Below are 22,826 nucleotides of genomic sequence, written 5' to 3' on the forward strand. Positions count from 1 at the left end.
ATCCCGGGGATTCCGAGCCGCCGGAGTGGCCAGCGGAAGTGGCCCGGCAGGGGCTGTCGGGCCACTTCAAGGACGGAATGTGTCCAGGCCCACAGGAGTCTTCAGCTGCTTAAACGCCGATGGGCCGGCTCGAGAGCCGGCCCATCGGGGAAGCATCAACCTGCGGGAGGTTTACCACTTGCCCTTGCGGTTGAAGTCGCGGTGTCCGCCCTCGCCGCCGTGGCGGGGCTTGCGGGAGCCGTCACCATGGCCGCCGAAGCGGGAGTCGCTGGCCTGTCCGCGGCTGTAGTTGTCAGAACCGAAGCTGCGCTCGGACCGCTCGCTGTAGGAGCGTCCGCCACGGTCGGCGGAGCTGCGCTCGCCGTCGTTCTTCCGGAACTCCTTCTTGAAGCCGCCGCTGCCCTTGAAGTTGCCGCCGCGGTCGCCGCCACGGTTGCCCTGGTAGCTGCCACGCTCGCCGGACGGCTTGCGGCCGTTGTCCAGCTCGAGGTGGATCAGCTCACCGCCGATCCGGGTGCGGGACAGCGCACGCAGCTGCTCCGGGCTCAGGTCCGCCGGAAGCTCCACCAGGGAGTGGTCGGAACGGATGTCGATGCCGCCGATCTGCGAGGAGGAGATGCCGCCCTCGTTGGCGATGGCGCCCACGATGGAGCCGGGCATGACGCGCTGGCGCCGTCCCACGGCGATCCTGTACGTGGCGTTGCCCTCGGTCAGGGCGCGGGTGGGCCCACGGGAGCCGAAGCCGTCCTTGGAACGCTCGCGCTTCTGGAACTCGGGAGCTGCGGGCAGTTCCTTGACCAGCAGCGGCTGGCCACCCTGCGCCATCACGGCAAGGGCTGCAGCGATCTCCGCGGCCGGCACGTTGTGCTCTTCCTCGTAGGAGGCGATGAGGTCACGGAACGCTGCGACGTCCTCTGAAGCGAGGGTCTCCGTGATGCGCTCAGCGAACTTTCCCAGACGCAGGGTGTTCACGGTTTCGGCAGTGGGCAGGTGCATCTGCTCCACCGGCTGGCGGGTTGCCTTTTCGATGGAACGCAGCAGGTACTTCTCCCGCGGCGTCATGAACAGGATGGCGTCACCGGAACGGCCTGCACGGCCGGTGCGGCCGATGCGGTGGACGTAGGACTCGGTGTCATGCGGAATGTCGTAGTTGATGACGTGGCTGATCCGCTCCACGTCGAGGCCACGGGCGGCGACGTCGGTGGCCACCAGGATGTCGATGCGGCCTTCCTTCAGCGCGTCAACAGTGCGCTCACGCTGCTGCTGCGGAATGTCACCGTTGATCGCTGCTGCCTGGAAGCCCCGGGCCTTCAGCTTGTCGGCCAGGTCCTCGGTGGCCATCTTGGTCCGCACGAAGGCGATGACGCCGTCGAACTCTTCAACCTCGAGGATGCGGGTCATGGCGTCGAGTTTGTGCGGGCCCATGACCTGCAGGTACCGCTGGCGGGTGTTGGCACCGGTAGTGGTCTTGGACTTGACGGAGATCTCGGCCGGGTTGTTCAGGTACTGCTTGGACATGCGGCGGATCTGGCTCGGCATGGTGGCAGAGAACAGTGCAACCTGGCGGTCCGACGGGGTCTGCTGGAAGATTTGCTCCACGTCTTCGGCAAAGCCCATGCGCAGCATTTCGTCGGCCTCGTCCAGCACCAGGTACTGGAGTTCGGACAGGTCCAGGGAACCCTTGGCGATGTGGTCGATGACGCGGCCCGGGGTGCCGACAACAACCTGGGCGCCGCGGCGCAGGCCGGCGAGCTGGGGGCCGTAGGCGGAGCCGCCGTAGACGGGCAGCACAGTAAAGTCATCGATGTGCTTGGCGTAGGAGGTGAACGCCTCGGCAACCTGGAGCGCGAGCTCGCGGGTGGGAGCCAGGACCAGGGCCTGCGTCTTGCGGGAGGGACCGTTGAGGTCGTGGAGCTCGGCCAGGCGGGACAGTGCCGGTACTGCGAATGCTGCAGTCTTACCGGTGCCGGTCTGGGCAAGGCCCACCACGTCGCGGCCTTCAAGAAGCAGCGGGATGGTTGCTGCCTGGATGGGGGAAGGCTTCTCGTAGCCGACGTCCTGCAGGGCGGCGAGGACGCGGCCGTCGATGCCGAGATCGGCGAAGCGAACGCCGTCCTCGTCGGTCTCCTCAGCCTTGGCTGCCGGGGCGGAAGTCTCCGCTGCGGGCGCGGCCGGTTCCGCTGCCGGGGCGGAAGTCTCTGCTGCGGGCGCGGCCGGTTCTGCTGCCGGGGCCTCGGTGAATTCGATGGCAGCGGCCTGTGCGTCGTTCACGGGGTTCTGGGTGTCGACGGAGTCGTTCTGATTTTCGGGCATAGGGAAATGTTCCTCATCCATAGGGGGCCAGGCGGCACTACCCAGGGTGAGCGGAGCCGCAGTACGTGTGCCGTGGATGCCGGGCAAACATTGACCGGCCGGTCACAGAAGTCCGGCGCTTTCGCAATCCCGTGGCAGGACTTCGCGCTGCATCTCTTGGCTGCTATCCCAGCAGTCTGTACAGCGTTTTCTTCAGCCGGCTCTCCCTATGAAACTGCCCGCATCACAGTTGCGGGCCCCAACACTTGCCAGTCCTGCCTCAAGAATTGGGCAGGAAAAAGGGATTTCCGGAGTGGGGGATGTTTCAAGTGTACGGCACCGGGGGCGTCTGCCCGAAATCAAGCGCCCGACGGCGGCGGTGAGCTTGGGCACATTCCTCGCCCTTCGGCGTCGCTCTTCCTTGCCTCAGCCGCGCAGCTGCCGCTGCAGGGCTTCGAACTTTTTGGTGAATTCCGGCTGCTGCAGGCGGATCTCACCCCCGGCGTCGGCGTCCTTGAGCGCCTCCATGGACTCGGCATCCGGCTCGCTGAACCATTTGCCCACGGTGACGCCGTGACGTGGAATGTAGGTCCGGTGGATGTGGTCCCCGGCCTGGATGCTGCCGGTCTTGATGACCCTCAGGTACGCGCCCACGCGCCCCTCCTCCGTGAAGCGCTTCACCCACAGGCGCTCCCCCAGACGCCGCTGGAAGGTGGCGCACGGCGTCCGGGGCGACGTGACCTCCAGTTCGACGTCAAGGCCGATCTTCCAGCGCTCCCCGATCACGGCGGAGGTGGCATCGATCCCGGCCACCCGCAGGTTCTCCCCGAAGGACCCCGGCGGCAGGTCGCGCTGGAGCTGGGCGGCCCAGTAGTCGGCATCAGCCTGGGAGTAAGCGTAGACGGCCTGGTCCGGCCCGCCATGGTGGACCCGGTTCGCCTGGATATCACCGTGCAGTCCCAGCCGGTGCACCCTGACCGGTCCTTCCGCCGGGCGCTTGTCGATGGCGGTCACGCCCACGTTCGAAGTATCCGGGAGCAACTGGTGGACACGGCAGACGGCAAGCACGGACGCGGTTTCCATGGCTCAAGTGTAGGGTCCCGCTCCGGTTGCGGAATGGATGGGCAGTTCTTCCCTTGGCCGCACTCGCAGCACGGGCCGGCAGGGACTACGCTGATTCGAGGATTGCAATTGGGGGTGCAGCGCTGTGCCCAATTCACGTGGACAACTGAGGGGGACGCCGTGGACCCAGACAAGCAGGATCCAAACAGGCCGGCTCCGGACAACGGTCCGGAGCGCCAGGATCCGGACCACCAGGCCACCGGCGGCGCCCAGCCTGCGGGTGAAGGCAGCAGTCCAAAGCCACCCCCTTGGCAGGTGCCAAAGCCTGAGCTACGCCCCGACCTGCTCAACGAACCCGTCACTCCCGTGGACCCGTTCGCCCGTGACCGCGAGAGGCAGCTGAACGAGGCGGCGGCCCGCAAGAAGCGCTCCCAGCGGCGCACCGTCGTCGTCGGCCTGGGTGTGACCGCGCTGCTGGCGGGCACCATCACCGCCGTGGTGGCCAGCAACCAGGACGAGCCCGAATACGCGCAGGTGTGCTTCAACGATGAAACCGGCGAGCGCGTCGAAGACGCCAACTGCAACAGCTCGGCGGGGCGGGGCGGCGGTATCTACGCGTGGTACTTCTTCTCCCGGGGCGCTTTCGTCCCCGCCGTGGGGCAGAACCGCTCCACCGCCCCCAACTTCACCCGGACCGTGCCCAGCGGCGCGAAGGCCTCCACCGGGTACAGCACCAAAGGCGGGACCGTCAGCCGCGGCGGCTTCGGAACCAGTGCAAAAAGCGGGACGAGCGGTGGCGGCGGCAAGGTCTCGGGGGGCTGAGCGTGAAGCGGATGCTGAGCGAACCCCGGCCCGGCTGGAAACAGAAAATCGAAGAACAGGGCCTGGTATTTTCCACCACCACGATGGATGACGGCCGGAAGATCGAATACTGGAACGAATCCGCCTACTACGAGTTCACCATGGACGAGGTGGAAACCCTCGAGGAGACTGCCGAGGAGATGCACCGGATGTGCGTGGAGGCGGCCAAGTTCCTTGCCACCGGCGCCATGGGCACCATCGGCATTGGACCGCAGGCGCTGGAACTCGCCGCTGAATCCCTGCAGGCCGGCGATACGGACGTCTACGGCCGGTTCGATTTCATCTATGACGGGCAGGGCCCGGCCAAGATGCTGGAATACAACGCCGACACCCCCACAGGCCTGATCGAGGCCGCCGTGGCCCAGTGGTTCTGGCTGCAGGACGTCTTACCGGAGAAGGACCAGTGGAACGGCATCCACGAAGCCCTGATCCGGCAGTGGAAAAAGGTTCAGTACCGCACCGGGATGAGCACCCTCCACGTTGCACACTCCGAGGTGGAGGAATCCGGTGAGGACTGGATGACCGCCGCCTACATGCGCGACGTGGCCAGCCAGGCCGGCTGGACCACCATCGGGATCAACATGTCCGATATCGGCTGGGACCCCAACCTCAACCGCTTCGTGGACCTGGACAACTTCATGATCAGCACCATCTTCAAGCTCTACCCGTGGGAGCTAATGATGAAGGAACCGTTCGGGCCACGTTTGCTCGAACGCGCCCACAACCCCCGCTGGGTGGAGCCGGCGTGGAAGATGCTGCTCTCCAACAAGGCGCTCCTCGCCGCCCTCTGGCACCTGTACCCCGGGCATCCGAACCTGCTGCCGGCCTACCTGGACGGGCCGGGGCCGCTGAAGGAATGGGTGGCCAAGCCGCTGCACGGCCGTGAAGGCGACAACATCAGGATCCATGCCGAGGGCATCAGCCTGGAGCAGCCGGGCGGGTACGGCCGGGAGGGCTGGTGCTACCAGCAGTATCACCAGCTGCCGGATTTCGACGGCAACCATCCCGTCCTGGGCCTCTGGGTTGTGGACGGAGAGTCCGTGGGCTGCGGAATCCGCGAATCGGACGGCCCCATCACGGACTACTTCTGCCGTTTCGTCCCCAATACTATTGACGCGCCGGCGCCGCTTTCGGCCGCGGCGTCCTCCAGCAAAGCAGGTATCGCACTATGAATCCGGTGACAGCATGAGCACAGACGTTACGACGGCGTCAGGCCCGGGCGGAGCGCCCGGCACACCGGTCCCGGCCAAGGGACTGCGCGCCGGAATCCTCGACCTCGGTGACTCCGTCATGCTCGGCCTTGCGTCCACCGCACCGGTGTACTCGCTGGCCGCCACGCTGGGCCTCATTGTGGCGGTGAACGGGAACTACACTCCCCTGATCCTGCTTCTCGGGTTTATCCCGGTCCTGTTCATCGCATACGCCTTCCGGGAGTTGAACAGCGCCATCCCGGACTGTGGCACCACTTTTACGTGGTCCCGCCGCGCCTTTGGACCGTGGGCGGGCTGGCTGGGAGGCTGGGGAGTGGCGCTCGCCGGCATCGTGGTCCTGGCCAACCTCGCCCAGGTGGCCGGCCAGTACCTGTGGCTTCTGGTCGGTGACGGCTCGCTGGCCGGCAACAAGGTGCTGGTCACCGCCACTGGGGTGCTGTTCATCGCCGTCATGACATTGGTCAACTACCGGGGTATCCGGCTGGGTGAGCACGTCCAGCGCGTGTTGACCTACGTGCAGTACATTGCCCTGGGCATCTTCGCGCTGGCCATCGTGGTCCGGATTGTTGGTGGCGCACCGGAGGGACAGGCGTTCGACTTCGAATGGTTCAACCCCGCAGGCGCCTTCGCCGATCCCGGGGCGGTGGTGCACGGTGCACTCCTTGCCCTGTTCATCTACTGGGGCTGGGACACCTGCCTGGCCGTGAACGAGGAGACGGAGAACCCGTCCACGACGCCGGGCCGCGGCGCCGTGATCTCAGCCTTTGTGCTGGTGGCGATTTACGTGTCCATGGCGCTGCTGGTGATGATGTACGCCACTGTGGGCAGCGAGGGCATCGGCCTCGGGAACGAGGCCAACCAGGACGACGTGTTCGTTGCCATGAAGGACGTGGTGCTGGGCCCGTGGGGCTGGCTGATCGTCGTCGCGGTCCTTGCCTCGGTGCTGTCCTCCACGCAGACCACCATCCTGCCCACCGCCCGCGGAACGCTGTCCATGGGCGTCCATGGTGCCCTGCCGGGGAAGTTCGGAGAGGTGCATCCGCGGAACCAGACCCCGGGCTTCTCCACGCAGGTGATGGGTGCCGCCGCCGTTTCCTACTACGTGGCGATGAGCTTCCTGAGCGAAAACCTGCTCTCGGACTCCATCAGCGCCATCAGCCTGTTCATCGCGTTCTACTACGCCCTTACCGGGTTCGCCTGCTTCTGGTACTTCCGGGGCACCCTGCGGACATCGGCCCGCAACCTGTTGTTCCGGGGCATCCTGCCCCTGGCCGGTGCCTTGCTCCTGACAGCCGCGTTCTTCATCTCGGCCGTGCAGATGTGGGACCCGGCCTACGGGGATACCGAGATCTTCGGCGTCGGGGGCGCGTTTATCAGCGGCGTGGTGCTGCTGGCACTGGGAGTGGTCCTGGCCGTGGTCTGCCGCTTCCTGCCCTCGACCCGCGCCTACTTCACCGACGGCGGAAGCGAGGTTTGGCGCGACCGTCTCTCAAAGTGAGGGGCAAGAGGGAGCTGTCCTTGCCTGCCGGGGCCAACGGTCACCCCACCCCATGGTGCTGCAGCCACATCTCCAACAGCGCCAGCTGCCAGAGGACGTTGCTGTTCACAGCGGTCCGCTGCGTGTTGGGGTCCACGAGCAGATTATCGATGCAGGCCGGCTGAAAGAGCCCGCGTTGCTTGGCTTCAGGCGCATGAAGGGCGTCGTGCACCATGGTGATGAACGGTTCCTCGAGGTGCCGGAGTGCCGGGACGGGGAAGTATCCCTTGGGCCGGTCCACCACGGCGGAGGGCAGCATCTGCCGGCCCAGGTCCTTGAGGATGCCCTTTCCGCCCTGCGAAGCCTTGAGTTGCGGGGGGCAGGACGCGGCCAGCTCCACCAGTTCATGGTCCAGGAACGGGACGCGGGCTTCAATCCCCCATGCCATGCTCATGTTGTCCAGGCGCTTGACCGGGTCGTCCACCATCAGCAGGTGGGTGTCCAGCCGGAGCACCGCGTCCAGTGCTGTCTCCGCCCCGGGTGCGGCCAGATGGGAGGCGAGGAGCTCCCTGCTGACGTCAGTGCCGGAATACCACTCGGGTTCCAAAATGTTCAGCAACTCTTCGTGGCTGTGGTCCACAAAGCTGGCAGTCAACACTGCCTGCGCTTCAGCGCGGCCTGCAGTGGCCAGGGGCTGGTGATAGGCGTAGCCGCCGAAGACTTCATCAGCCCCCTGGCCGCACTGCACCACTTTCACGTGCTGCGCAACAGTCCTGCAGAGCAGGTGGAACGCCGTGACATCGTGGCTGGCCATCGGCTCCGACATCGCACCCACGGCACCATCGATGGACGGGGCGAACCCGGAAGTGCTGATGTGGAGGCGTTCGTGCCGGGTGCCGAACTCGCGGGCAATGAGATCCGAGTAGGCGAACTCATTGCCAGGGTCCCCGCCGGCTCCGTCGAACCCGATGCTGAAGGTGGAGAGACCGTGCTGGCCCTCCCCGGCAAGCAGCGCAACCAGGAGACTCGAATCCAGGCCTCCGGAGAGAAGGACACCCACCGGCACGTCGGCCACCATCCGCCGGCGTACAGCCGTCGTCAGGGACTCACGGACCGCGTCCTGCCAATCCGCCGCGGACCACCCCGCACGCTCCGGATTCCGCGTGTAGGAAGGCTTCCAGTACTCGCGGTCGTGCCAGGTGCCGTCGGCACGGATGGTGCGAATGGTGGCGGCGGGCAGTTTCTGGACGCCGCGCAGGATGGTCCGCGGTGCCGGCACGATCGAGTGCCAGCTCAGGTAGTGGTGCAGGGCGGTCTCGTCGATGGCGGTGTCAATCCCGCCGGAGGCCACCAGCGCGGGCAGACTGGACGCAAAGCGCAACCTTCCGGGCAAATGGGAAAAGTACACCGGCTTGATGCCCAGCCGGTCCCGCACCAGCAGGACCTCCTGGCGCGCGGGGTCGTAGAGGGCCACAGCGAACATCCCCACCAGGTGGTGGACAAAGTCGCCGCCCCATTTCCGGTAGGCCTTCAGGATCACCTCGGTGTCGCTGGTGGACCGGAGGGTGAACTCGGGCTCAAGTTCCCTGCGCAGTTCCTTGTAGTTGTAAATGCAGCCGTTGAAGGTGATGGCCAGGCCGCCGTCGTCCAGCATGGGCTGGGCCCCCGCCTCGGAAAGGTCAATGATGCTGAGGCGCTGGTGCCCCAGTGCCACCCAGCCCGCATCCCAACTCCCCCGCCCGTCCGGACCCCTCGACGCCATTGCCCCCATCATTGCCAATACCGACTCCTGGGAGGCCCTTCTCCCGTTGAAGGCGATTTCGCCGGCTATACCGCACATGGTGCTGTCCCTCGTTCCTGCGATTTACTGCGATCGGTGTGGTTCCTCACGGACCACCCGGTAGGTCTTCACTGTTGAATCGGCCGGATGCGGCTTGATGCATGGGCCACCTGCCGGCAGCGGCGGGTGGGCACTGCGGCGTGCCACCTGTCCCAGGCCTGGGAGGAGTAGCTGGAAGAGCCGGTAGGGGCCCGTTGCAATAGAGGGGAGAAGCCGTCAGCCCAATCAACACCGGGAGCCGGCGCATTTCCGGTCCCCCGTTGAAAAGGCATCGCCATGACGAGGGATGCCGCCTGGGAGGGCGGTGGATTTGTCGTGGGAACCAGCCATTATTGCTCCTCCGATCTAACCGTGAAGCAATTGCTTAACCTCCGATGCCAACATACTAAGCATGCTTATTTCCGGGCCGCAAGGCACAGCACGGGAAAACGCCCCGGAAAGGGGTGGCTTCCGCGCTTTCAGGAACGGCTCCGACGTCGTTCCGGGATTCTTTGCCCCCTGCTGGACGGGACGGCACGCTAGCCGAGAGACGGCCCGGCAAAGCTGGCATTGATCTCCGCAGAGACAGGCGACGTTGCAGCCGGCAGGAGGCGGGACAGGAACTTCCCGCGTGCTGCTTCCACAAAGCCGCGGAACAGGCCGAAGTCCTCGGGGAGTTCCTCAGGGTGCCACTGGATGCCCATGGTGAAGGTGTTGGCCGGGTACTCGATGGCTTCCACCACCTGGTCGTCGCTCCAGGCAGAGGCGACCAGCCCCTCACCCAGCTTGTCGACGGCCTGGTGGTGGGCCACGGGAACCGGTCCCGGGTTGGCGCCAATCAGCTGCTCGAGGCGGGAGCCGGGCCTGACCTCCACCGGAATGCGGTTGAAGTTGTAGCCGCCTGGCTGGTACTGCCCGCTGCCGATGACGTCCGGCAGGTGCTGGTGGAGCGTGCCCCCAAGGGTCACGTTCAGCAGCTGCTCACCGCGGCATATCCCCAGCAGCGGAAGGTCCTGTGCGAGGGCTTCCTGGATCAGTGCCTGCTCCCAGGCATCCCGTTCGGTCCGGGGCTCATCAGTTTTCGGGTGCGCTTCCTGGCCGTAAAGGGCCGGGTCAACGTCCCAGCCACCGGGGACGACCAGTCCATCGAGCCTGTTCACGAGCTGTTCCACCATGCCGGCCATGATTGTCTGGGGCGGCAAAAGAACGGGAACGCCGCCGGCTGCAATGATCGGTTTCAGGTAAGTCTCGGGCAGGAAGGCGGCGTTGAGCCTACCGCAACCGTCGGTGTCCGCCTGCTCGAGGTACGTCGTGAGTCCGATGATGGGCTTCATCGCGGCGTCGGTCGCGTGCACGGTAGTCCTTCCGGAAGATTCGACTGCCTTCAATTTTATGGCTGTCAAAGGCCCGGAATGTTTCGTCCCTGTCAATTCGAGGTGTCAAGAAGATCACACCCGGTGGCTCATGCGGTCTCGCTTGGGAGCACCCTGAACCGGCGGTTCCTCAGCGACGGAACCCAGGTGCGCACAGCGGCAATTCGCTCCGGCTTGAGCTCCGCGAAGATGATGCCGGGTCCCTCGCCGGCGTTGGCGATCACCACGCCGAAGGGGTCGACAACGATGGAGAAGGCAGTGGCCAAGGGACCGCACTGGTTGGCAGTGACCACATAGGAGGTATTCTCAATGGCGCGGGCGCGCACAAGCGTGCTCCAGTGGTCCTCCTTTCCCGGGCCCACGATCCACATTGCCGGCAGCAGCAGGACGTTGGCTCCTGCGTCCACCAGGTAGCGTGCGCTCTCCGGGAACCTGAGGTCGTAACAGGTGAGCATGCCCAGGCGCAGTTGGCCGAAGGAGAGCAGGAAGGGCTCGCCGATGGTTCCCTGGCTGGTTCCCTCGCTTTCGCGGTAGCCGAAGGCGTCGTAGAGGTGGATTTTCCGGTAGGTGCCCTGTACCGCCCCGTCGGAGCCGATGGCCACGAGGGTGTTGAAGGGCAGGCCGTCCGGGTTGGCTTCAGCGGTGCCCACCACCACGGGAAGGCTGAATTCCTCCGCGAGGGCGGCGATACCGCTCATGAAAGGACCGTTGAGGGGTTCGGCCACCGTTGCCAGGACGCCGGGCGGTTCGGCGCTTGCATACAGGCTGGATTCCGGCAGCACCAGCAGGTCCGCGTTGCCCAATGCCGCGGCTTCCATCAGCTGCTGGATGCGCAGCAGGTTCTTGCGCGGTTCCCTCCCGGCGCTGAACTGTCCGGAGGCGATCCTCATTGCAGCCCTCCTGCCACGCGAAACGGCTCCCCCACACAGGTTCGCACACCCGCCACGGCGCGAACAGGCCCCTTGCGAACAGGCCCCTTTTGCCTTCTCCGCCTGGAGGAAGGTGAGCGGGCGGTCAGGCCGAGAAGCCGCCGTCGGACTTGATCAGCTGGCCGGAGACCCAGCGCCCGGCGGGTGAAAGCAGGAACGACACCGTCCCGGCCACATCCGCCGGCGTCCCGAGCCGGCCGGTGGGCTGGCGTTCGAGGACCGCTTCCCTAATTGCGTCATCCATCCAGCCCGTGTCCACCGGCCCGGGGTTGAGGACGTTCGCCGAGATGTTCCTGGGGCCCAGCTCCCGGGCTGCGGCAATGACGATCCGGTCCAGCGCCCCCTTCGAGGCGCCGTAGGGAAGGTTGAACGCTGTGTGGTCGCTGGTCAACGCAACGATCGCGCCGCCGTCGTCCGTTGCCTGCCGGGCAAACGCGGCAATCAGCTGCCAGCTGGCCCGTGTGTTCACGGCAAAGTGCCGCTCAAAAGACTCCACGCTGGTGTCCAGGACTCCGGAGTCAACCGATTCCGCGTGGCTCAGCACCATTCCCTGCAACGGCCCTGCGAGCTGCACTGCCTCCGCCACGAGCCTGTCCGGCACGCCCGGGTCCTGCAGGTCGGCGGACAGCACGTGGACGCGCGCGCCGATGGCCTCAAGTTCCGCGGTCAGGCGCACAATATCGTCGGGCTCAGTCCCCCACGGCATCCGCTCGTCGTAGTCCTGCCAGTAGGAGAGGACCATGTCCCAGCCGTCGGCGGCGAGTTGGCGGGCAATGCCTGCGCCAATTGAGGCGAGCCGGCTGGCACCCGTGATCAGGGCAGTGTTGCGGGCGGTGCCTTGCAGAGGGGTTTCCATGCAGCCAGCCTAATAGGCCGGACTGCTAGGACGCCGCCGCCGCCGGTTCCGCTTCCCGGGACCCGGTGTGGCGCCGGATAGTGGCACTGATGACCGCCGCCACGGTACACATCGCGGCAGCCCCCAGCCAGGCGTAGGTGTAGTGCCCGGTAGCGTCACGGAGTGCGCCGGCGGCGAGGGCTGCAGCTGCCGCCCCGAGCTGGTGCGCCGCGAAGACCCAGCCGAACACCACGCTGCCGTCCGCGCCAAAGGTTTCCCGGCAGATGGCGGCGGTGGGCGGGACAGTGGCCACCCAGTCCAGGCCGTAGATCACCACGAACACGATCATGCTGGGCTGCACCTCCGCGCTCAGCAGCAACGGCAGCACCAGCAGGCCGATGCCGCGGAACTGGTAGTAGACGGCCAGCAGGATGCGCGGGTTGAAGCGGTCCGTGAGCCAGCCGGAGGCGATGGTCCCCACGATGTCAAAGATTCCGACGACGGCGAGCAGGCCTGCGGCCGTGGTTTCCGGCATGCCGTGGTCGTGGGCGGAGGGGATGAAGTGGGTCCCGATCAGCCCGTTGGTGGTGGCACCGCAGATCGCGAACCCGGCCACGAGTGCCCAGAACGTCCTGACTTTGCTGGCCCGGCGGAGTACCTGCAGCGCGCGGACCGCGGCGTTGGTTCGGGGAGCGCTGCCGGCTGGCGGCGCCTGGACACGTGGTGCTGCCTGCGGTTCCTCGCCGTAAGGAAGGACGCCGACGTCGGCCGGCGAGTTCTTGAGGAACTTCAGCACGAGCGGGACCACGGCCAGGGCCCCGGCGGCGATCAGGAGCGAGGCCTGGCGCCAGCCGGGATCCTGCGCGAGCACGGCGATGAAGGGCAGGAAGACCAGCTGGCCCGCCGCACTGCCGGCCGTCAGGATGCCGATGACGAGGCCCCGGCTCTTGACGAACCAGGTGTTGGCGATGGTGGCGGCGAACACCAGGGCCATTGATCCGGTGCCCAGACCAATCAGCAGGCCCCAGGTGAGGAGGATCTGCCAGGCCTGGTTAACCAGCACGGTCAGGGCGCTGCCCATGCCGATCAGCGCCAACGCAGTTGCCGTGACTTTCCGGATTCCGAAGCGTTCCATCAGGGCGGCCGCAAACGGTGCCGTCAGGCCAAACAGGACCAGGTTGATGCTGACGGCTGCCGACAGCACGGTGGTGGACCAGCCGAATTCCTGCTGCAGGGGAACCATCAGCACACCGGGAGCCGCACGGAACCCTGCCGCGCCCACCAGGGCCAGGAATGCTACCGCCGCGACGATCCACGCCGGGTGCAGCCTGCGCCGGGACGCGGGCGGGGGAACAACTGTTTCCCGCCCCTTCGGAACGGCTTCTTCATCAGGAAGGGTACTCACGCGGCGGCTCCTGTTCCAGCACGGCGGTGGAAAGTTTAAGGGTGTGTTGAAGCTTGCCCGGCTGTGCCAACTGGTGTTGGCGGCAGTCAGCCGGTCCCCGACTGCCCGGGGCTTCCGCCGAGTTGGCACGTCGCGGCAATGTCCGGTGTGAACACTGCTGCGAAGTGCCATCCCGCGGGATAAGGGAGGCGGGTCCGGAGGTGGCTCCTGTCCGGGGAAACGCCCCTACGGGATGGAGGTGAACGCCTGCTCCAGGTCCGCGATCAAGTCCTCCGCGTCCTCGATGCCGCAGGAGAGCCGGAGCAGGTTCACGGGGACGGCCAGCTCGGTGCCCTTGACGGATGCGTGGGTCATCTCCGACGGGTAGTTCATCAGCGATTCAATACCCCCCAGCGACTCCGCCAGCACAAACACCGACGTGGACTCGGCCACCTTGCGGGCCGCTGCCTCGCCTCCCTTGAACTGCACCGAAACCATGCCGCCGAAGCTGCGCATCTGCCGCTTGGCCAGCTCATGGCCCGGGTGCGTGGACAGGCCCGGGTAGAGGACGGCCTCCACCTCGGGGCGTTCCAGCAGCCACTCGGCGACGGCCTGGCCGTTGAGGCTGTGCCGGTCCATTCGCACGCCCAGGGTCTTCAGGCCACGGGTGGTGAGGAAGGCGTCCATGGGGCCGGACACCGCACCCACCGCGAACTGGACGAACCCGATCTTCTCTGCCAGTTCCGCGTCCTTAACGACGACGGCGCCGCCCACCACGTCGGAGTGGCCGCCGATGTACTTGGTGGTGGAGTGGACCACCACGTCGGCACCCAAAGCGAGCGGGGTCTGCAGGTACGGGGACGCGAAGGTGTTGTCGACGACGAGGAGGGCCCCGGCGTCGTGCGCTATCTCGGCGAGCGCAGCGATGTCGGTGATCTTCATCAGCGGATTGGACGGCGTCTCCACCCATACGAAGCGGGTCTTGTTGGCGGCGACCGCGTTCCGGACAGTGTCCAGGTTGGCCATGTCCACAGGGGTATTGCCGATACCCCAGTCACCGAGGACCCGGCTGATGAGCCTGTAGGTCCCGCCGTAGGCGTCGTTACCCAGCACGATGTGGTCCCCGGGACGGGTCAGCGCGCGGATTAGCGCGTCCTCCGCCGCCAGCCCCGAACTGAAACTGTAGGCGTGGGTGCCGAGCTCCAGCGCGGCGAGCTGCTCCTGCAGCGAATCCCGGGTGGGGTTGGCGCCGCGGCCGTACTCGTAGCCGTCACGGAGACCGCCGATGCCGTCCTGCGCGTAGGTGGAGCTGAAGTGCAGCGGCGGGACCACCGCCCCGGTGCGCGGTTCAAAGGCCTGGCCGGCGTGGACGGCGCGGGTGTTAAATCCCTGATTCTTCGATACGGACATCATGCTCCTTTATCGGGGTGAAGCGGGTCAGTTGCTGAGGTAGGCCAGGAGGTCGTGGCGGGTAAGGATGCCCACGGGCGCGCCCACGAACGTGACCATCACGGTGTCCACGTCCGAGAGCAGCTCCCTGGCCGCGGAGATGGTTTCCAGCGAACCGATCACCGGCAGCTTGGGGCCCATGTGCTCGGAGATCTTGTCCGTCAGCCTGGCCTCACCGCGGAAGAGCTTGGCGGTCAGCGTACGCTCGTCCACGGCACCCAGGACCTCGCCCATGACCACCGGAGGTTCCTGCGACAGGACCGGGATGTGGCTGACGCCGAACTCGTTCATGATGTTGATGACATCGCGGACGGACTCGTTCGGATGGATATGCACCAGGTCGGGCAGTTCGCCGTTCTTGGACTTGATCACCTCGCCCACCGAGGTCTCTTCGCCCCCGGACAGGAATCCGTAGGAGCGCATCCACTGGTCGTTGAAGATCTTGGCCAGGTAGCCGCGTCCCGAGTCTGGCAGGATCACGACGACGACGGCACTTTCCGGAAGATCCCGCGCCGCCTGCAGCGCGGCCACCACCGCCATGCCCGAGGAGCCGCCCACCAGGAGCCCCTCCTCCCGGGCGAGGCGCCGGGTCATTGCAAAGGAGTCAGCGTCGCTGACGGCGATCACCTGGTCCGGGACGGACTTGTCGTAATTTGCCGGCCACATGTCCTCCCCCACGCCTTCCACGAAGTAGGGCCGTCCGGTTCCGCCTGAGTAGACAGAACCTTCCGGGTCGGCGCCGATGATCCGGACCGTGCCGCCGTCGGACTCCGGCCGGTCAGCCGAGACTTCCTTCAGGTAGCGGCCGGTGCCCGTGATGGTGCCACCGGTGCCGGCACCGATGACGCAGTGCGTGACCCTGCCGTCGGTGTCCCGCCAGATTTCCGGACCGGTGGTCCGGTAGTGGCTGCCGGGTGCGGCGGGGTTCGAAAACTGGTCCGGTTTGTAGGCTCCGGGTGTTTCGCGCACGATCCGGTCGGAGACGCCGTAGTAGCTCTGCGGGCTGTCCGGCGGCACGGCGGTAGGCGTCACCACCACCTCGGCGCCGTAGGCCTGCAGTACTGCGCGTTTGTCCTCGCCCACCTTGTCCGGAACCACGAACACGCACTTGTAGCCCTTTTGCTGGGCCACCAGCGCCAGGCCCACGCCGGTGTTTCCGGAGGTGGGCTCCACGATGGTCCCGCCAGGCTGGAGCTTGCCCTCCCGTTCGGCATCCTCGACCATTTGCGCCGCGATGCGGTCCTTGATGGAACCGCCCGGGTTCAGGTACTCCAGTTTCACCAGGACTGTGGCTTTGATGCCCTCCGTCACGTGGTTGAGTTTGATGAGCGGGGTATTGCCGATGAGGTCCAGGATGGACTGGGCGTACTTCATAGGTACAAAGCTACCGCTTCCGGCCCCGGCGGTTCAGGCGGCAAACATCAGCAGGAGGATCACCGCCGGGAAAAGCGACTGACCGATGCCGCTGATCCACAGCCGGGGTTCGCTGACGATCAGCACGATGCCAAGGATGAAGTGCGCGATGCACATCAGCGTCACCGTGGTGCGGCCCGCGGTGACCTCGCCGAGGTTGGCGAGCACCACGCCGGCAATGCCGAACAGGCCCCAGACGATGTTGTAGAAACCGACGTTGACCGTCCAGAGCCGGACGGCGGCGGTGTCCTCCGGCTTGATGAGGAAGATTGGGTGGAGGCGCTGGTCCTTGTACCGGAAGGCTTCCAGCAATCCGACGGTTATCAGAGCTATGCCGGTGATAACGGCCAGCACCTGCACAAGAACACTCATAGCGACTCCTGCCCTGCCGCGAGCCGGGCGGCTACTCGGAGGTGCCGTTCGCGGTGTCCGTGGCCGGGCCTGCCCCATCCGGCGGGAGATTCTCCCAGAGACCCATCACGTTGCCCTCGGTGTCCTTGAAATATGCGAAGGACCCCATTCCGGGGATGGTCTCCCGTGGTTTGACCACGGCGCCGCCCAAGGATTCCACCGTCTGCAGGGTGGCGTTGATGTCCTCCACATCAACGGTGATCACCGGCGTTTTCAGCTCCGCTTCCCTGGCGAACATGCCGCCGTTGATCGCTCCCGGTTCCGTGGGCGTGCCGGTGGATTCGTCCATCGGCGTGGTGACCACCATGTTGTAGTCCATGCCCGGGACGGGGTCGATCCGCCAGCCAAGGGCCTCCTGGTAGAACTTCCGGGCCCGCTCCTGGTCGTCCGCGGGGATTTCGAAATGCACTACTCCACCCATTGTTTCCTCCTGGTTTTTCGGGCTTCCGGCACGGAGTGTTCCGCGCCACAGGTGGAGTCTAGTCCCGGTATCAGCGCTGGTTAAGGGCCAATTTCCTTGTCCCTGGCAGCTGCCCCGGTGCAACCCGTCCCCGGCGAATGTCGCCCGGGCGTGGGACGATGGAGGACATGACCATTGCAGAGGCACCTCCCCGGCTGGCAGCCGCAGCGGACGCCTCGCTCCGGTGGTATCCCGGCGGTCCCTACAGCCTCTGCCGGACCCTCGGGCCGCTCCTGCGCGGCAACAGCGATCCGTCCTTCAGTGTCCAGGGCAGCGTTATCTGGAATGCGTTCATGACGGCGGACGGCCCCGCGACGCTGCGGCTCAGCCCGCTGGGCGGGGCCGCAGGAGGCACTGGAACGGGTGCAGGTGTGGAGGCTTTCGTCGATGTCCAGGCGTGGGGGCCAGGTGCCGCCGCGGCCGTGAAGGCAGTGCCCCGGCTCCTTGGCGCCGACGACGACTGGCGGGGCTTTGACGACGCAGGCTTCCACGCAACCCTTCCGCCGATGGTCCGCGAAGCACGACGGCGGAGCCTGGGGCTGCGGCTTCCCGCCAGTGGCCGCATGGTGGACCAGCTGGTGCCCATCATCCTCGAGCAGAAGGTGACGGTGATCGAGGCGCGGCGGGCCTACCGGTACCTGGTCCACCGTTACGGAACGGCTGCCCCGGCGGCCGGTACGTCACCGGCCGGTTTAGTGGTGGGACCCACGGCTTCCCAGTGGCTGCAGATCCCCAGCTGGGAGTGGCACAGGGCGGGTGTTGGACCACAGCGTTCGGCAACTGTCATGCGCGCGCTGCGTTCCGCCGTCGCGCTTGAACGGCTGGCTGCCCTGCCGGCCGCAGAGGCACGGGCAAAGCTGCAGACCATCCCCGGCATCGGCATCTGGACCGCGGCCGAAGTGGTGCAGCGGACACATGGGTGCCCGGACTCCATTTCGGTGGGCGACTACCACCTGGCGGCGTATGTGGGCGCGGCGCTCACGGGGCGGCGCACCGATGACGCCGGGATGCTGCGGCTGCTTGAGCCCTGGCAGGGCCACCGGCAGCGGGTGGTCCGGATGATCCAAAGCAGCGGTTTCCGCAAGCCCACCTTCGGCCCCCGGATGACCATCCAGGACCACCGCCGGCACTGACACGGAACCGGCAACCCCCTCCCGGCAAAAGGGCGTGGACTGGCATGCCCGGCGGGTATACCGTGGCGCAAGGGACCCGCACCGGAGCCCCGCACGCATCCCTCGGAGCCGGCGATGATCCATACGGAAAAACTCACCAAGACCTTCCAGGTCAAAAAGGAAACGGTAGAAGCCGTCAAGGGCGTGGACATCGATGTTGCCCCCGGCGAGCTGGTGGCGTTCCTGGGTCCCAATGGCGCAGGCAAGTCGACCACGCTGCGGATGCTCACCACCCTGCTCCGCCCTACCTCCGGATCAGCCACCGTGGCCGGGGTGGACGTGGCCGCCGATCCGGCCGGTGTGCGGGCGCGGATCGGCTACATCGGCCAGGGCAACGGCGGCGGCCACAGCTTCCGCGTGATCGACGAACTGGTGATGCAGGGCCGCTTCTACGGCATGAACACCAGCGACGCCGCCGCCCGCGCCCAGGAACTGCTCCAGTCGATGGACCTCACCGACCTGGCCAAGCGTACGGTCATCAAGCTCTCGGGCGGACAGCGGCGCCGGATGGACGTTGCACTCGGCCTGATGCATTCCCCCAGGCTGCTGTTCCTCGACGAGCCGTCCACCGGCATGGATCCGCAGAACCGGGCCAACCTCTGGGACCACATCACCCGGTTGCGGCAAGAACACGGCACCACCATCGTCCTGACCACGCACTACATGGATGAAGCGGATTCGATGTCCGAGCGGGTCATCGTCATCGACCACGGCCGGATCATCGCCGATGACACTGCGGCGCGGCTGAAAGCCAACCTCGCCGGCGACCTGCTGGCCGTCGAAGTGGCGGCCGAGTCCGCGCCGGGTGTGCGCGGACTGCTGGGACGGGCGGCTGCCGGCGGCGAGGTGACGGAAAACAGGCTTGACGGCGTGGTGACTTTCCGGCTGCGCCTGCCTGAGGGCGCGCGGATTGCCCCGGCCCTGCTCAAGGACATGGACGACGCCGGCTCCCGCCCAGTCCCTGGAGTTGAAGCCGCCCACCCTGGACGACGTTTTCCTGGAACTGACGGGCCGCAATCTCCGCGAAGGAGCCAACCAATGAGCAGCCAATCCGTCCGGAACACAGTCAGCACCGGGGACGGCCTGAAGGCGCCCGGCCTGGGACAGATCCTGCGCGATACCAGGTACGTCTTCTGGCGCGAGATGCTGCTGCCGCTGCGTGACCCGTTTTCCCTGATCTTCTCCCTGATCCAGCCGCTGGTGTTCCTTGGCCTGTTCGGTCCGCTGCTCAGTGCGTCCGTGGGCGCCCCGGCGTTCGGCGGGCAGTCCACGCTGCAATGGTTCCTCCCCGGCGTAGTAGTGATGATCGCCCTCTTCGGTACCTCAATGACCGGCTCCAACCTGCAGTACGAGCTCATGACCGGTTCCTATGAGCGGATCCTCGCCACTCCCCTGTCCCGTTCGTCGCTGATGATCGGCAGGGCGCTGAAGGAGTGGGCGCCGCTGGTGGTCCAGGGGCTGCTCATCGCCCTGGTCTGCATCCCCTTCGGCTTCGTTTTCCACCCCCTGCATGTGCTGCTGGGCCTGGTGATCCTGGGGATCTTCGGCATCGGCCTGGGTGCGCTCTCCTACGCCCTGGCACTGGTGTCGCAAAACAAGGAATGGATTTTCTGGGGCGTACAGCAGACGCTGCTCTTCCCGCTGATGATCCTGTCCGGGATCATGCTGCCGATCGAAGCCGGGCCTGCCTGGATGAAGACCGCCAGCCTGTTCAACCCCCTGACCTACCTGGTGAACGCCGAGCGCGAACTGTTCGCGGGGAACATCGGGCAGCATACTGTGTGGGGACTTGTGGCAGCGGCGGTGACAGCCGCCGTCGGACTGGTGGTGGGGATCAGGACCATCAGCCGCGACATCCGCTAGGCCTGGCGGGCGTTCCCGCCGGCCCCGGGCTGATTCTGGTCGCGCTCGCTGGTTGCCGCGTGGCCGTCGGTTTGCAGGAACGTCAGGACCGCGGCAACCCTGCGGTGCACACCGGTAGCGGGAAGTCGGAGCTTGGTGAAGATCGCGTTCACATGCTTTTCCACGGTTGACGAGGACAGGTAGAGCGACTGCTCGATGCCGGCGTTCGTCCTTCCCCGGGCCATCTCACGCAGCACGTCCAGTTCCCGCGCTGACAGGCCGGCCAGGGGATTCTCTGCACCTGCGCTTCGGCGGCGCACCAGCGTATCCACGATCTGCGGGTCGATGACCGAGCCGCCCATCCGCACTTCGCGAAGGGCATGGACCAGGTCCTCCAGATCTCCAATGCGGTCCTTCAACATGTAGCCAAGGCCCGCCGAACCGGCAGCGAAAAGCGCCAGGGCGTAACTCTCGTCAGAATGTTGTGAAAGGACCACGACGCCGGTGTCCGGGTGCGCGGCCCGGATCGCGCGGGCGGCCTCGATGCCCTCCATGTGGTGGCCCGGCGGCATCCGGATGTCGGTAAGGACTGCATCCGGGCTGAACCGGCGCACGGCATCCAGCAACTCCGGCGCGTTGCCGGTGCATGCCACCACGTCGATCTCACCGGAGTCCTCCAGCAGCCGGCGGAGCCCCTCGCGCACAAGGTAGTTATCTTCTGCGATCACAACGCGCAGGACGCCTGGGTTATCCAACGTGTTCCGCCTTCCGGTCGACGGGAAGTTGCACCAGCACGGTGGTGCCCGACGGGTTGTTGTCCGCGACGTGCAGGCTGCCCCGCAAGGCAGCCACCCTATCCCGGATGTTCGCGAGGCCGCCGCGCGGAGCGGAGGGGTGCACTCCGATTCCGCAACCGTTGTCGGTGACCGCGATCCGCAACTGCCCGGCATTCCGTGCAATCTGCACCGAGGCCTGTGTGGCATTCGCGTGTTTCGCGGTGTTCGCCAGGGCCTCCCGAACCACGTAATACGCCGTTGTTTCGACGTCCTCGGGAAAGCGTGCAGTGCGGACGCCGTCATCCGCTTCCACAACCAGCGGAATCGGGAACCTTCCCACGCTCGACTCGATGGCCGCCACGAGTCCGTTGTCGCTCAGCACCGGCGGATGGATCCCATGGGCAAGCTCCCTCAGATCGCTCAGGGTTTCCCGGGCCTGGTCCTGCAAGGCGGCCAGTTCATCCCCGGTGAGCTGGCCGCGCTGCAACCGGTTCCGGGCGAGACGAAGTCCGGCTATTTGTGCCACCACGTTCTGCTGGATTCCATCATGCAGGTCCCGCTCCAGCCGCTTGCGCTCATCGTCCTGGGCGGCAACCAGCCTCTCCCGGGAGGCAGTGAGGTCGTTGAGCTGCTTGGCGAGTTGGTCGCTCAGCCGGACGTTCGCCACCGACGCCGAAGCCTGGCCGGCGACAGTCCGCAGCAGGGCCCGTTCGGCGTCGCTGTACTCCCCGCGCCTGCGCGGACCCACTTCAACGCGCCCCAGCGTCTCATCGGCGTGCACCAGGACGCAGGAGTCGGCAGGCTCCCCACTCACCTCGCCGGCCAGGCCCATCGGGGACTCGGTAAGCGTGCCGTCGGGTCCGGCGAGCCTGATCCGGACCCAGGAGGCATCAAGACCATAGCGGACCGCCTCTGTCAGCCGGCTGAGCAGTGCGCCTGGATCCACCGCCTGGTCCAACTGGCGGCCGAGCTGGCTGAGAAGCGTCAGCTGCCGGTCCCGGTCGCCGAAGACGGCGCGGTGGATCCAGTCCCGCAGCCATCCCCGCAGCGGCAAAAGGCAGACGGCGAAAATCGTGGTGAGCAGGATGGCACCAATCACCGTCAGGCTTTCGGCCAAGAGCACTGCCGGCGTGGCGGTACCGATTCCGTACAGGACCGTGATGAGCAGGTCGGATGAGCGGGCGGTAAGCCGCCCCCTGTCGCCCGGGGCGATATCGAAGGCTCCGTAGCGGAGGATGCCGTGGATTGCGGCGAGGGGAATAGCAATCAGGGAGGCGAATACGGCCACCGCGGCCGCATTGACCCAAAGTGGCGGCGCGATCGTCCACAGGACAAAGGCGGCCAGTGACGCCGTGACCACCCACGTCACTACCCGCATCCGCGCACGGACCGCGGGCTCGCCGAAGAGCGCCCTGAAGTAGAGCACGCTAAGCCCGAGCACGACGCTCGGCCAAGGCTGGTAGATGAGGAAATCCACCGCAGGAGCGGCCCACTCCAGCCCGGGCACGACGAACGGGTTTGGAATTACCTGGTTACTAAGGCCGGCGTAGGCAGGTGTCACAACATGCGGGGTGGTCAACAGGGTCAGCGGCCCCACGAGCACCGGCACCCAAAGGAACCCGACAGCGATCCGCTGCCAGCGCCGCTCCGCCGTCCCGGTCGGATACGTGGCGAACATGACCAGGAAAGCCGCAGCAGATACCTTGTCCGCGGTCAGTCCGATCGTGTTGAAAAGCGGAAACCACTGATGCTGGATCAGCTCGGCATTCCGCTGGATGAATGTCTCATACGCCGACCCGACTCCCATTGCCGTAGCTGAAAGGGCAATGAACACTGCAGACCGGGACGATGACACCGTCAGCAGCCAGATGCCGAAAACAAAGGTAGGGAGCACCCCAAGCAACGGCCACGCAAGGGCATGATCCGCCGTCGAATCAACAAATCCCCGGACGATGACGACGTAGATGAGCGCCGCGGACCCGATTGGAGCCAGCGTGGCGAGCAATACCCATCGCCGGAGCACAATCCCATGATCCGCCTCCTTCGCAGTTCCCGGGAGG

The 22,826-nt window shown here is 66.3% G+C and carries 18 protein-coding genes and 1 pseudogene; 6 read left to right on the forward strand and 13 right to left on the reverse strand.

What is annotated here, in order from left to right; all coding sequences use genetic code 11:
- Positions 1-171: 171 nt before the first annotated feature.
- Positions 172-2,313 carry a DEAD/DEAH box helicase gene (locus AC5RUU_RS01730; protein WP_493973477.1) on the reverse strand — a complete coding sequence of 714 codons (2,142 nt, stop codon included), beginning with the start codon at positions 2,311-2,313 and terminating at the stop codon, positions 172-174.
- Between the two features lie 405 nt (positions 2,314-2,718).
- Positions 2,719-3,375, reverse strand: a complete 657-nt coding sequence (locus AC5RUU_RS01735) for an MOSC domain-containing protein (protein ID WP_493973478.1) — start codon at positions 3,373-3,375, stop codon at positions 2,719-2,721.
- A gap of 159 nt (positions 3,376-3,534) precedes the next feature.
- Between AC5RUU_RS01735 and AC5RUU_RS01740 the strand changes: the two genes are divergently transcribed.
- The 3 genes from AC5RUU_RS01740 to AC5RUU_RS01750 are packed head-to-tail and all read left to right on the forward strand — an operon-like array spanning position 3,535 to position 6,924.
- Positions 3,535-4,176, forward strand: a complete 642-nt coding sequence (locus AC5RUU_RS01740; protein WP_493973479.1) for a Tat pathway signal protein — start codon at positions 3,535-3,537, stop codon at positions 4,174-4,176.
- Between the two features lie 11 nt (positions 4,177-4,187).
- Entirely contained in the window at positions 4,188-5,387 is a 1,200-nt protein-coding gene (locus AC5RUU_RS01745; RefSeq protein ID WP_493973480.1) for a glutathionylspermidine synthase family protein, read from the forward strand.
- A 13-nt stretch (positions 5,388-5,400) separates the two neighbouring features.
- Positions 5,401-6,924, forward strand: a complete 1,524-nt coding sequence (locus AC5RUU_RS01750; RefSeq protein ID WP_493973481.1) for an APC family permease — start codon at positions 5,401-5,403, stop codon at positions 6,922-6,924.
- A gap of 40 nt (positions 6,925-6,964) precedes the next feature.
- On the opposite strand, the gene AC5RUU_RS01755 is transcribed toward AC5RUU_RS01750, so the two are convergent.
- The 9 genes from AC5RUU_RS01755 to AC5RUU_RS01795 all read right to left on the reverse strand — a co-directional run bounded on the left by AC5RUU_RS01755 (position 6,965) and on the right by AC5RUU_RS01795 (position 16,937).
- Positions 6,965-8,743, reverse strand: coding sequence for an N-acetylglutaminylglutamine amidotransferase (locus tag AC5RUU_RS01755; protein WP_493973482.1), 1,779 nt, complete (start codon positions 8,741-8,743; stop codon positions 6,965-6,967).
- Between the two features lie 518 nt (positions 8,744-9,261).
- Complete coding sequence (locus AC5RUU_RS01760) at positions 9,262-10,077, reverse strand: gamma-glutamyl-gamma-aminobutyrate hydrolase family protein (RefSeq protein WP_493973483.1); 816 nt, start codon at positions 10,075-10,077, stop codon at positions 9,262-9,264.
- A 107-nt stretch (positions 10,078-10,184) separates the two neighbouring features.
- Entirely contained in the window at positions 10,185-10,985 is an 801-nt protein-coding gene (locus AC5RUU_RS01765; protein ID WP_493973484.1) for a carbon-nitrogen hydrolase family protein, read from the reverse strand.
- A 124-nt stretch (positions 10,986-11,109) separates the two neighbouring features.
- Positions 11,110-11,880, reverse strand: coding sequence for an SDR family oxidoreductase (locus AC5RUU_RS01770; protein ID WP_493973485.1), 771 nt, complete (start codon positions 11,878-11,880; stop codon positions 11,110-11,112).
- Positions 11,881-11,905: 25 nt separating this feature from the next.
- Positions 11,906-13,264: an MFS transporter gene (locus tag AC5RUU_RS01775; protein WP_493973486.1), complete on the reverse strand. Its 1,359-nt coding sequence runs from the start codon at positions 13,262-13,264 to the stop codon at positions 11,906-11,908.
- A 225-nt stretch (positions 13,265-13,489) separates the two neighbouring features.
- Positions 13,490-14,653 carry a cystathionine gamma-synthase gene (locus AC5RUU_RS01780; RefSeq protein WP_493973679.1) on the reverse strand — a complete coding sequence of 388 codons (1,164 nt, stop codon included), beginning with the start codon at positions 14,651-14,653 and terminating at the stop codon, positions 13,490-13,492.
- A 27-nt stretch (positions 14,654-14,680) separates the two neighbouring features.
- Positions 14,681-16,066 (reverse strand): cystathionine beta-synthase, encoded by a 1,386-nt coding sequence (locus AC5RUU_RS01785; protein WP_493973487.1) that lies wholly within the window; start codon positions 16,064-16,066, stop codon positions 14,681-14,683.
- Between the two features lie 33 nt (positions 16,067-16,099).
- The gene (locus AC5RUU_RS01790) at positions 16,100-16,477 is read right to left on the reverse strand and encodes a DUF1304 family protein (protein ID WP_493973488.1); all 378 of its coding nucleotides are present in this window, start codon (positions 16,475-16,477) and stop codon (positions 16,100-16,102) included.
- 31 nt (positions 16,478-16,508) lie between these two features.
- A complete protein-coding gene (locus tag AC5RUU_RS01795; protein ID WP_493973489.1) occupies positions 16,509-16,937 on the reverse strand; it encodes a VOC family protein in 429 nt (142 codons plus the stop codon).
- Between the two features lie 167 nt (positions 16,938-17,104).
- On the opposite strand from AC5RUU_RS01795, the gene AC5RUU_RS01800 reads away from it, so the two are divergent.
- The 3 genes and pseudogenes from AC5RUU_RS01800 to AC5RUU_RS01810 all read left to right on the forward strand — a co-directional run bounded on the left by AC5RUU_RS01800 (position 17,105) and on the right by AC5RUU_RS01810 (position 20,011).
- A complete protein-coding gene (locus AC5RUU_RS01800; RefSeq protein ID WP_493973490.1) occupies positions 17,105-18,109 on the forward strand; it encodes a DNA-3-methyladenine glycosylase family protein in 1,005 nt (334 codons plus the stop codon).
- Positions 18,110-18,223: 114 nt separating this feature from the next.
- Positions 18,224-19,190 (forward strand): annotated as a pseudogene (locus AC5RUU_RS01805) (ATP-binding cassette domain-containing protein).
- Positions 19,187-20,011 (forward strand): ABC transporter permease, encoded by an 825-nt coding sequence (locus AC5RUU_RS01810; protein WP_493973491.1) that lies wholly within the window; start codon positions 19,187-19,189, stop codon positions 20,009-20,011. The pseudogene AC5RUU_RS01805 and the gene AC5RUU_RS01810 overlap by 4 nt, the downstream one beginning before the upstream one ends.
- On the opposite strand, the gene AC5RUU_RS01815 is transcribed toward AC5RUU_RS01810, so the two are convergent.
- Together AC5RUU_RS01815 and AC5RUU_RS01820 are read right to left on the reverse strand one after the other, a co-directional pair.
- Complete coding sequence (locus AC5RUU_RS01815) at positions 20,008-20,745, reverse strand: response regulator (RefSeq protein WP_493973492.1); 738 nt, start codon at positions 20,743-20,745, stop codon at positions 20,008-20,010. The two genes, AC5RUU_RS01810 and AC5RUU_RS01815, sit on opposite strands and share 4 nt — an antisense overlap.
- Positions 20,738-22,789 (reverse strand): GAF domain-containing sensor histidine kinase, encoded by a 2,052-nt coding sequence (locus AC5RUU_RS01820; RefSeq protein WP_493973493.1) that lies wholly within the window; start codon positions 22,787-22,789, stop codon positions 20,738-20,740. The genes AC5RUU_RS01815 and AC5RUU_RS01820 overlap by 8 nt, the downstream gene beginning before the upstream one ends.
- Positions 22,790-22,826: the final 37 nt, after the last annotated feature.

It is taken from the genome of Arthrobacter sp. K4-10C, from assembly GCF_059090085.1.